Origin of the sequence: Telluria sp. B2, assembly GCF_051789535.1 — a bacterium.
Classification (GTDB): Bacteria; Pseudomonadota; Gammaproteobacteria; order Burkholderiales; family Burkholderiaceae_D; genus Telluria.
Genome location: NZ_CP196525.1, coordinates 4,173,901 through 4,183,479, shown reverse-complemented (window position 1 = coordinate 4,183,479; position 9,579 = coordinate 4,173,901). Strand labels below are relative to the sequence as shown.

8 protein-coding genes and 1 tRNA gene are annotated in these 9,579 nt (G+C 62.6%); 6 read left to right on the top strand and 3 right to left on the bottom strand.

Annotation, left to right across the window (positions count from 1 at the left end; translation table 11 throughout):
• Positions 1 to 729: a M48 family metallopeptidase gene (locus ACSUZJ_RS18550; protein WP_499410617.1), complete on the top strand. Its 729-nt coding sequence runs from the start codon at positions 1 to 3 to the stop codon at positions 727 to 729.
• Between the two features lie 341 nt (positions 730 to 1,070).
• Here the strand turns inward: ACSUZJ_RS18550 and ACSUZJ_RS18545 are convergent, their stop codons facing one another.
• Positions 1,071 to 1,283 (bottom strand): hypothetical protein, encoded by a 213-nt coding sequence (locus tag ACSUZJ_RS18545; RefSeq protein ID WP_499410615.1) that lies wholly within the window; start codon positions 1,281 to 1,283, stop codon positions 1,071 to 1,073.
• 272 nt (positions 1,284 to 1,555) lie between these two features.
• On the opposite strand from ACSUZJ_RS18545, the gene ACSUZJ_RS18540 reads away from it, so the two are divergent.
• Positions 1,556 to 1,780, top strand: a complete 225-nt coding sequence (locus tag ACSUZJ_RS18540) for a helix-turn-helix transcriptional regulator (RefSeq protein WP_499410613.1) — start codon at positions 1,556 to 1,558, stop codon at positions 1,778 to 1,780.
• Here ACSUZJ_RS18540 and ACSUZJ_RS18535 read toward each other — a convergent pair whose 3' ends face one another.
• Together ACSUZJ_RS18535 and ACSUZJ_RS18530 are read right to left on the bottom strand one after the other, a co-directional pair.
• A complete protein-coding gene (locus tag ACSUZJ_RS18535; protein ID WP_499410611.1) occupies positions 1,781 to 2,998 on the bottom strand; it encodes a tyrosine-type recombinase/integrase in 1,218 nt (405 codons plus the stop codon).
• A gap of 175 nt (positions 2,999 to 3,173) precedes the next feature.
• Positions 3,174 to 3,248: transfer RNA gene (locus tag ACSUZJ_RS18530), tRNA-Arg, on the bottom strand.
• 210 nt (positions 3,249 to 3,458) lie between these two features.
• On the opposite strand from ACSUZJ_RS18530, the gene ACSUZJ_RS18525 reads away from it, so the two are divergent.
• From ACSUZJ_RS18525 to fcl, 4 genes are all read left to right on the top strand, one after another.
• Positions 3,459 to 5,387: an ATP-binding cassette domain-containing protein gene (locus ACSUZJ_RS18525; protein WP_499410609.1), complete on the top strand. Its 1,929-nt coding sequence runs from the start codon at positions 3,459 to 3,461 to the stop codon at positions 5,385 to 5,387.
• Positions 5,388 to 5,626: 239 nt separating this feature from the next.
• Positions 5,627 to 6,823 carry an XrtB/PEP-CTERM-associated polysaccharide biosynthesis outer membrane protein EpsL gene (gene epsL, locus ACSUZJ_RS18520; RefSeq protein ID WP_499410607.1) on the top strand — a complete coding sequence of 399 codons (1,197 nt, stop codon included), beginning with the start codon at positions 5,627 to 5,629 and terminating at the stop codon, positions 6,821 to 6,823.
• A 10-nt stretch (positions 6,824 to 6,833) separates the two neighbouring features.
• Positions 6,834 to 8,216 carry an undecaprenyl-phosphate glucose phosphotransferase gene (locus tag ACSUZJ_RS18515; RefSeq protein ID WP_499410605.1) on the top strand — a complete coding sequence of 461 codons (1,383 nt, stop codon included), beginning with the start codon at positions 6,834 to 6,836 and terminating at the stop codon, positions 8,214 to 8,216.
• 368 nt (positions 8,217 to 8,584) lie between these two features.
• Positions 8,585 to 9,559: a GDP-L-fucose synthase gene (gene fcl, locus ACSUZJ_RS18510; protein ID WP_499410603.1), complete on the top strand. Its 975-nt coding sequence runs from the start codon at positions 8,585 to 8,587 to the stop codon at positions 9,557 to 9,559.
• Positions 9,560 to 9,579 lie beyond the last annotated feature (20 nt).

Genomic DNA, 9,579 nt, shown 5'->3' with positions numbered 1-9,579 from the left:
GTGGCCCAGTATTACGTTATCTATGGCGAAGAGCGCATCAGTTTTTCGGTGCGCTTCGTACCTCGCCTACGAAAGCGTGTTTCGATTCACGTGATGCCGGATAGCGCAGTGCAAGTTGAAGCACCCGAAGGCACTGCGATCGCCGAAGTCAAACACGCCGTCCACCAACGCGCGCGCTGGGTGTGGCAGCAACTGCAGGCACAGCGTGAGCGCAAGCGCCACGTGCTCCCCAGGGAATATGTCAGTGGCGAGACGCACTTCTACCTGGGGCGACGCCACATGCTGAAAATCCAGCCCGCACAGGGAAAGCAGAGCACTGGGGTGCGCTTGTGGCGTGGCCGTTTTGAGGTCACCATCGCGAAGCCTGACGCGCAAGCCGTGCGCCGGCTTCTCGACGCCTGGTATCGGGAGCGTGCCAGTGAAGTGTTTGCACGGGTAATGGGAGATTTGTCGAGCCGCATGCGCCTGCGCCAGGCGCCGCCTTTGCGCTTGCTGTCGATGAGAACTCAGTGGGGGAGCTGTTCACCAAAAGGGGAGGTTCTGCTCAACCCACATCTGGTGAAAGCACCAAGAGCTTGCATCGAATATGTGGTCGCCCACGAGCTGTGTCACCTTAAAGAGCACAACCATAGCGAGCGCTTCTATCGGCTGCTGGGAACCATCTTGAACGACTGGGCCGCGCGTAAATCTGAGCTCGATGACTTGGCGGAGTTGCTGCTCAATCGATGACCGGCTCGGCCGATGTCATACGGCGACTCGGAGCGCATCGCAAACAAGCGAAAGCGGGGGCGTGCCCCCGTTCCCCCATGAAGATGGTACACACACATTACGCACGTAACGTGCGAGCGAAAAAATGGCGATAACTCTTTGATTCATCGAGCTATTTGGTGTTCACACTTTGCTGGTCGCAGTGCCGCTGGAAAATCCAAAACTCGAAAAGCGCAGTGTAATCAGTCGCTTGGCTGTTCCCATTCAGTTACATGCGCTGAATAGCCGTCGCGATTCAGAGCAAGAAAAAAGGCCGCGCAACGCGCGGCCTCATCCTCCTGCCTGTCTCGCCAGGACCTTTTCTAGATACCGATGACTTCGGCAAGCAACTGCTGATTTGCGTCGACGATGCCAATCCGCTGATTGTCGATCTTCGCCTGGGACGCAATACCGTACAGAGTCAGCGCCTTCAGTAGCATCGTATCCATCGTCGTGCCGTTCAGTTTCGCGAGCCGGCGGAGCTTCTCGTTTAACTCTGGCGAAACCTCCAATGTCATGCTTACCAAGTTGCTCATTTCTGGCCACCTCCGCGCAGGTTCGAGTGTCCAATTATAGAGCGACGTTCGCTGTCACAGACGCGGTACGCACCTGCAGTCGTGTGAACCCAACATGACATGCGGGCTTATCTGGGACCGATTTCTGCTGAGTTAGCCTTAATACTATTGATCGTCAATAGTCAAGCCCGTGCGATTTGATGCAACGAAAAGACTGTCGAGGTTAAGCTTGCTACGGCGGGCCGTCGTCGCCAAACTGCTAGTAAATTGTCAACCTTCAATTGCACAGTCCGATGTCTTCCACCGAAAGAAACACCGTTACCTTGCACGAAACCGGTTATGTCCGGCAAAGCCAGCTCGTCGGTAAGAAGGGATCACCCGGCATCATTCCGTTTTCACCAGCGACCCTTTGGCGTAAAGTCGCGGCGGGACAGTTTCCGGCCCCGGTCAAGCTGTCTGCTGGCGTCACTGCCTGGCGCGTTGAAGATGTGCGCGCCTGGCTGGATACGCCGCGTTGATCAGGCGCTCCGTAACGGCACCACGTTGGCGCCGAGCCGCAGCTTGTCGAGATAGTCGGCCCATCGCTGCATCATCTCCCGACGTGCGGCCAAGTGAGTAGTCCGGTTATAGGCGCGCCCATTTGCGTCCTTGACCGCATGTGCCAGCTGATGCTCGATCAGGTCTACACGTTCGCCAAGCTCTTCGTCCAGTAGCGTACGTGCCATTGCCCGAAAGCCGTGCCCCGTCATCACCTCGCCCTCGTAGCCCAAAGAGCGCAGCGCAGCGTTGATCGTGTTTTCGCTCATTGGGCGCCCGTCATGGCGAATACTGGGGAAGACGTATTGCCGGCTACCGGTCACCGCGTGCATGTCACGGAGGATGCCGACAGCCTGCCAGGCAAGTGGCACGATATGATCGTTCTGCATTTTCATTTTCTCGGCCGGAATGCGCCATTCGGCGGCATCTAGATTAATTTCCGACCATTCCGCGTGACGCAGCATGTGAGGGCGGACGAACACCAGCGGCGCCAGTTTGAGCGCCGCCCGGCAATATGGATGGCCTTGGTAACCATGAATCGCGCGGATCAATCCGCCGACCTCGACCGGTTTCGTAAGCGCGGCGAAATGCCCCTCGTTGCGCTGCTGGAGTTGTGCCGCAATGCCTTTAGTCGGGTCACGCTCGACGAGTTCCTTGACCATCGCAAGCTCGAACACCTTGCTGATGTAAGCAAGCACACGGCGCATCGAATCGATGATGCCGCGTGCCTGCATCCGCTGCATGACATCCAGGATGTCGGGCGGGCGCACGCTGTTGACCGGTACATTGCCGATGAGCGGAAAAACATCGCGCTCGAACCAGCTCACGACGCGCTGTTGCGTTGCTGCGCCGCGCGTACTTGCCGAGGTCGCCAGCCATTCACGTGCAACCACTTCGAACAGTGCGCCTGCTGCCCGCTTGGCCAGCGTCGCCGCTTCCTGCTTTTCTGCGCCGGGGTCCTTGCCCGCAGCCAGAAGCTCACGAGCCCGGTCTCTCGTCTTGCGGGCGGCAGACAGAGGGACGGCAGGGTAGACGCCAATGGCGAGCGTCTTCTGTTTTCCGCCAAAACGGTAGTTCAACCGCCAATACTTGCCGACTGCGTTAACCAGAAGATATAGCCCGCCGCCGTCACTGTGCTTGTCGCCCGCTTTCGTGCCGCTCCACTTTGCCTGCCGAATGAACGTGTCCGTAAGTGCCATCTCGTCCGCCCCGTTGGTATGTGTTTGACGTCGACATGAAGGTACCAACAAAAGTACCAACAGTATTTTGAGATGACCGGACTCAGGATGGTTCCTGATGAGATTGGCGTTCTGCGCTGCCTCAGATGGTGAGGCGGAATGTTGAGATGCGGTGAAACATCCCGATTTGAAGGGTTGGTCCCCCCGACTGGAATCGAACCAGTATCCCACGCTTAGGAGGCATGTGCACTATCCATTGTGCTACGGGGAGGACACCTGTGCCGCGCACGGCGGCACTGCGATTCGGCGAGCGGACCCTGCACGAAGCAGGCCGGTATCGTGAACCGAACGCAATTATAGCCGAGGAAAGCGGCTTCATTGGAAGTGTAAGCGCCACAGTCGGTACAATGCTCGCTTCTTTCACTAATTTTCTGCCGCGCCGGGCGTCCTCGACGACTGCCGGGCGGCCCGCAAACAGAATATGGCTGTCATATCCCTCACGTCCGCGCAACTCGCGTTCGGTCACGTCGCGCTGCTCGACCATGCGGATTTTTCCCTTGAAGCCGGCGAACGCGTCGGTTTGATCGGGCGCAACGGTACCGGTAAATCCTCCCTGCTCAAGATCATTTCCGGCCGTTCCAAGCTCGACGACGGCCTGCTCGTCATGCAGCAGGGCCTGAACATCGCCTATGTCGAGCAGGAACCGGTGTTCGATCCCGAGTCGACCGTGTTCGATGCCGTGGCCGCAGGCATGGGCGAGCAGCAAGCGATGCTGGCCGAGTACGAAGCGCTGACCGGCCAGTTTGGCCAGGGCAACGACGAGGCCCTAATGGAACGCATGCATGTGCTGCAGGGTAAGCTCGACGCCACTGATGGCTGGAACCTGGCCAACAAGGTCGACACCACGCTCGATCGCCTGGGCCTGGCGCGCGACGCAAAGATGGGCACGCTTTCGGGCGGCATGCAAAAGCGCGTGGCGCTGGCTGTCGCGCTCGTTTCTGCACCGGACGTGCTGCTGCTCGACGAACCGACCAACCACCTCGACTTCAAGTCCATCATGTGGCTGGAAGGCCTGCTGCGCGAATTCCGCGGCTCGGTGCTCTTCATCACCCACGACCGCAGCTTCCTCGACAACGTCGCCACCCGCATCATTGAGCTGGACCGCGGCAAGCTCTTGTCCTTCCCGGGGAATTTCTCGACCTACCAGGAGCGCAAGCGCGAACTGCTGGCCAACGAGGAAGTCGAGAACGCGAAGTTCGACAAGTTCCTGGCGCAGGAAGAAGTGTGGATCCGCAAGGGCGTGCAGGCACGCCGCACCCGCGACGAAGGGCGGGTCCGGCGCCTGGAGGCGCTGCGCCTGCAACGCCAGGCACGCCGCGAGACCCAGGGCCAGATCAAGCTCGATGTGGCTACCGGCGAGCGCTCGGGCAAGATCGTCGCGGAACTCGAAAACGTGTCGAAGAGCTTCGGCGAGAAAGTCATCATCAGCAACTTCACCGGCACGATCCTGCGTGGCGACAAGGTCGGCCTGATCGGCCCGAACGGCGCCGGCAAGACCACGCTGCTCAAGATCATCCTGGGCGAGGAGGCGGCCGACAGCGGTACCACCCGCCTCGGCACGAAACTGAACGTGGCCTATTTCGACCAGATGCGCGCCCAGCTCAACGAGGAAGCCAGCCTGGCCGACACCATCGCGCCGGGCAGCGACTGGGTGGAGATCAATGGCCAACGCAAGCACGTCATGACGTATCTGAGCGACTTCCTGTTCGCGCCCGAGCGCGCCCGTTCGCCGGTCAAGTCGCTCTCTGGCGGCGAGCGCAACCGCCTGCTGCTTGCGCGCCTGTTCGCCAAGCCAGCCAACTGCCTGGTGCTGGACGAACCGACCAACGACCTCGACATCGACACCCTCGAATTGCTGGAAGAGCTGCTCGAGGATTACAGCGGCACCGTATTCCTGGTCAGCCACGATCGCACCTTCCTCGACAATGTCGTGACCCAGGTGATCGTCGCCGAAGGGCAGGGCCTGTGGCGTGAATACGTCGGCGGCTACAGCGACTGGGAGCGCGTCAAGGCGAACGAGCCGAAGCAGGCGGCCACTGCCGCGCAGAAAGCGGCGCCGGCCAAGGCGGCCGAGGCGGCGGCCCCGGCGCCTGCCGCAGCTGCGCCAGGCAAGAAAGTAAAGCTGAGCTACAAGGAGCAGCGTGAGCTCGAAGAGCTGCCCAAGCTGATCGCCTCGCTCGAGGACGAGCAGTCGGCCATCACGGCGCAGCTGAACGCCCCCGATTTCTACAAGACCAACCCGGCCGACGCGCGCCGCATCAATGCCCGCTACAGCGAGATCGAGGACCAGCTGCTCGACGCGCTGGAGCGCTGGGAACAGATCGAGGCACGCGCCCGCGGCGACGCCTGAGCCGCTGGCGAACGAAGACGCAGCCGGGACAACCCCGGTCGCGTTGATCCAGCACAGATCGAATCGCAGGGTTTTCGTCAGTATCGGCTTTGGCGTTTCGGATCGCCGCTGCTCCGGTCCGCGCCGGAACCGCGCACGCGGGCGCGTCAGCTGGCGGCGCTTTGCCCGCGGCGGCACGGTTCCCGACCGACGCAGCGCTATCGAGCTTGTTTCAAGCTTATTGCGAGCTGGCCTACGACATGTCGCGATTTCGATTGCATCCGCCGGTGTTCCTGGCCGGCGTACTTGCCTGCGCTCCCGCGCTGGCAGTCCCCGATACGGCGCTCGACCTGTACGGACGCATCGGCTGGGCGCGCGACGACAACCTGTTGCGCGTCCCCGACGACGAACCGGCTTTCGACAACCAGCGCTCGGACTCCTGGACGACGCTGGAAGCCGGCGCCGTCTACGACCGCACGATCAGCCGCCAGCGCCTGGTGGGTCACGTCAAGCTGTCGAAGGTCAAGTTCGACCATTTCCGGCAGCTCGATTACGACGGCCGCGACATCGAGGGCATCTGGTACTGGCAGTTCGGTAACCGCTTCGAAGGGCGGCTCGGCGCCAGCCATGCCCAGACCCTGGCGCCCTATACCGACTTTCGCAGCAACCAGCGCAACCTGCGCAAGCAGCGCCGCGGTTTCTTCGAAGGCGGCTGGAAACTGCATCCGCGCTGGGAAGCGCGGGCGGCGCTCTCGCGCGACAAGTACGACTACGAACTGGCCATCCAGTCCTACAACGACCGCACCGAGGATGTCTTCGAGCTGGAAGGGCGCTATCTGGCCCCCAGCGGCAGCGCGGTGGGCCTGGTGCTGCGCCGTATCGAGGGCGACTATCCGAACCGGCGGCCGTTCTCGCTCAGCCCCCTGACCGACGACTTCACCCAGGACGAACTGAAAGCGCGCGTGGACTGGAAGTTTACCGGCGCCACCACGCTGCAGGCGCTGGCCGGCTATGCGCGGCGCAAGCAGCCGTCCTTCGGGTCCGGCCGCACCAGCGGCGTCAACGGCCGGGTCACGGTGCTGCACGAGCCGACCGGGAAGATGCGCTACCGGGCATCGGTATGGCGCGATTTCGCGCCGCTCGAAAGCACGGTTGTCAGCTACACGCGGAACAAGGGCGCCAGCGTCGGCGCGACCTGGGACGCCACCGCCAAGGTCCGGGTCGAAGCGGACGCGGTCTACGAGCGCCGCAACTACGAGCCGCGCACCGGCTTTAGCGCGCCCGGCTCGCTGGACGACTCGCTGCGCACCGCCAGCCTCAAGGCCAGCTGGGCGGTGCGGCAGAAGATCACACTGTCGGCCGCCTACATCCACCAGGCCCGCACCGGCTCGCCCGTGCTCGGGATCGGCAAGTTCGAGTCCAATACCTTCGCCATCAACGCCAGCGGACAGTTCTGAAGACCATGCGATGACGGTCAACGACATCCCGATCATCTCGTTTTTCCAGCGCGTGCTTGATCCCTTGATCATCATGGGGTCGCTGTACGTGTCGTCGATGGCCTTCCACGAGCCGTTTTCCGGCTACTTGCTGGTCCTGATGATCCTGGCTTTCTTCATTTCCTCGGCCGTCTACCAGCACATCGACCCCTACCGCACCTGGCGCAGCGGACGCATGCTGGCGTATGCGCGCGACACCATCTTCGGCTGGTGCGTGACCATCGGCGTGCTGTACTTCCTCGGCTCGGCCAGCGGCCTGAAATACTACTACGACGAGCGCGTGCTCCTGGCCTGGGCGATCGCCGCGCCGGCGACCCTGCTGGCCAGCCACATCGCGGTGCGGTTCGCCGCCGGCAGTCCAGTCCGCAGTCCCGAGGTGCGTTCGGTGGTGGTGGTCGGCGCCAACGAGGTCGGCCTGAAGTTCGCCGACATCTGCGACCGCCATCCCAACCTCTTCATGCAGGTGCACGGCTTCTTCGACGACCGCGCCGGCGAGCGCCACCCGCCGCAACTGAAGCACCCGATGCTGGGCAAGATGTCCGACCTGAGCCAGTATGTGCGCGCCCACAACATCAAGCTTATTTTCATCAGCCAGCCGATTTCCGCGCAGCCGCGCATCCGGCGCCTGATCGACGAGTTGCAGGACACCACGGCCTCGGTCTATTTCCTGCCCGATGTTTACGTGTTCGACCTGATGCAGGCGCGTTTCGACAACGTCGGCGGCATGCCGGTGATCGCGATCCGCGAGACACCCTTCATGGGGCTGAACGGCATGATCAAGCGCGCCAGCGACATCGCGCTCGCCAGCGCGATCCTGCTGACGCTCACCCCGCTGATGCTGGCCATCGCGCTGGCGGTGAAATGGACTTCGCCTGGCCCGGTCATCTTCAAGCAGCGCCGCTACGGCCTGTATGGCGAGGAGATCTGGGTCTACAAGTTCCGCTCGATGAAGGTGCTCGACGACGGCAGCGAGATCGTCCAGGCGCGCCGCAACGACGGCCGGGTGACACCGATCGGACGCTTCCTGCGTCGCACCTCGCTCGACGAACTGCCGCAATTCGTCAACGTGCTGCAAGGTCGCATGAGCATCGTCGGGCCGCGTCCGCACGCGGTCGCACACAACGAGCAGTACCGGAAACTGATCAAAGGCTACATGTTGCGCCACAAGGTCAAGCCGGGCATCACCGGCTGGGCCCAGGTGAACGGACTGCGCGGTGAGACGGCGACGCTGGACAAGATGGAAGCGCGCATCGCATATGACCTCGACTACCTGCGCAACTGGTCGGTCTGGCTGGACCTGTGGATCATTTTAAAGACAGTGAAGGTCGTTTTGACGCGTGAGAACGCGTTTTGAGACGAAGCGCTTAACGGTGGCTTAAGTAGGCAGATGCGCGCCGCACGTCGCTTGTCCGCCGGGCGGGCGTGCGCGATGCTGGAAGCCGGCCTGCACGCACGGCCGCCGCTGCGGGGCGCAGGCCGGGCGGCATGAACAGCGAGAACTGGAGCGACGACAAGAATGGCTATGTGCCGGCAGCCCAGGACCGCGAAGGATGTTCCTGGTTCGCGTTCAGGCCTGTCCGCGCTTCGATCCTTGTCAAGGAATGTGCTTCGTGCGACAGGTACGCTTGCAACGGCGTTCTGCCCGACCGCTCCCATTGCGGCGGGTCCGGCGTACCCAGTCCTTGCATCAATCAGGACGTCGCACTGTCATGGGAGGGAAGCTTGAATAATCTGGACCCCCGCATCTACGTCGCCGGCCACCGTGGCCTGGTCGGCTCGGCCATCGTCCGTGCGCTGCGCGCCCGTGGCCACACGAACATCGTCACCCGCACCCACGAGGAACTGGAGCTGACCGACCAGGCGCAGGTGCGCGCTTTCTTCCGCGCCGAGCGCATCGACCAGGTGTACCTGGCGGCGGCGAAGGTGGGCGGCATCCACGCGAACAATACCTACCCGGCGGAATTCATCTACGACAATCTGCTGGTGGAAACCAATGTCGTGCACGAAGCCTGGCGCGCCGGCGTCAGCAAGCTGCTCTTCCTCGGTTCGTCCTGCATCTATCCGCGGCTGGCCCAGCAGCCCATCCGCGAGGACTACCTGATGTCGGGCGGCCTGGAGCCCACCAACGAGCCCTATGCGATCGCCAAGATCGCCGGCATCAAGCTGTGCGAAAGCTACAACCGCCAGTACGGCACTGATTACCGCAGCGTCATGCCAACCAACCTGTATGGGCCGGGCGACAACTATCACCCCGAGAACAGCCATGTGATTCCGGCCATGATCCGGCGCTTCCATGAAGCGAAGACCCAGGGCGCCCCCGAGGTGGTGATCTGGGGCAGCGGCAAGCCGATGCGCGAATTCCTCTATGTCGACGACATGGCCGCCGCCAGCGTCCACGTGATGGAGCTCGCGCCCGAGGTGTATGCGGATATCACGGACCCGATGCATTCGCACATCAACGTCGGAACCGGTGTCGACGTCACCATCGCCGAACTGGCCCGGCTGGTGGGCGAGGTGGTCGGCTTCCGTGGCCAGATCGTGTTCGACAGCTCGCGCCCGGACGGCACGCCGCGCAAGCTGCTCGATGTATCGAAGCTGCATGCGCTGGGCTGGCGCGCCAGCACACCCCTGCCGGAAGGCCTGCGGCGCGCCTATGCGGCCTACCTCGCGACCGAAACCGCGGAGGCGACCGCCTGAAGCGGCGCCTGCCGGCCTTT

What these genes read in the sequence shown, in the direction of transcription:
- ACSUZJ_RS18545 (WP_499410615.1), bottom strand. Translation starts at nt 1,283, where the DNA reads ATGAGCAACTTGGTAAGCATGACATTGGAGGTTTCGCCAGAGTTAAAC.
- ACSUZJ_RS18540 (WP_499410613.1), top strand. Translation starts at nt 1,556, where the DNA reads ATGTCTTCCACCGAAAGAAACACCGTTACCTTGCACGAAACCGGTTAT.
- ACSUZJ_RS18535 (WP_499410611.1), bottom strand. Translation starts at nt 2,998, where the DNA reads ATGGCACTTACGGACACGTTCATTCGGCAGGCAAAGTGGAGCGGCACG.
- ACSUZJ_RS18525 (WP_499410609.1), top strand. Translation starts at nt 3,459, where the DNA reads ATGGCTGTCATATCCCTCACGTCCGCGCAACTCGCGTTCGGTCACGTC.
- epsL (WP_499410607.1), top strand. Translation starts at nt 5,627, where the DNA reads ATGTCGCGATTTCGATTGCATCCGCCGGTGTTCCTGGCCGGCGTACTT.
- ACSUZJ_RS18515 (WP_499410605.1), top strand. Translation starts at nt 6,834, where the DNA reads ATGACGGTCAACGACATCCCGATCATCTCGTTTTTCCAGCGCGTGCTT.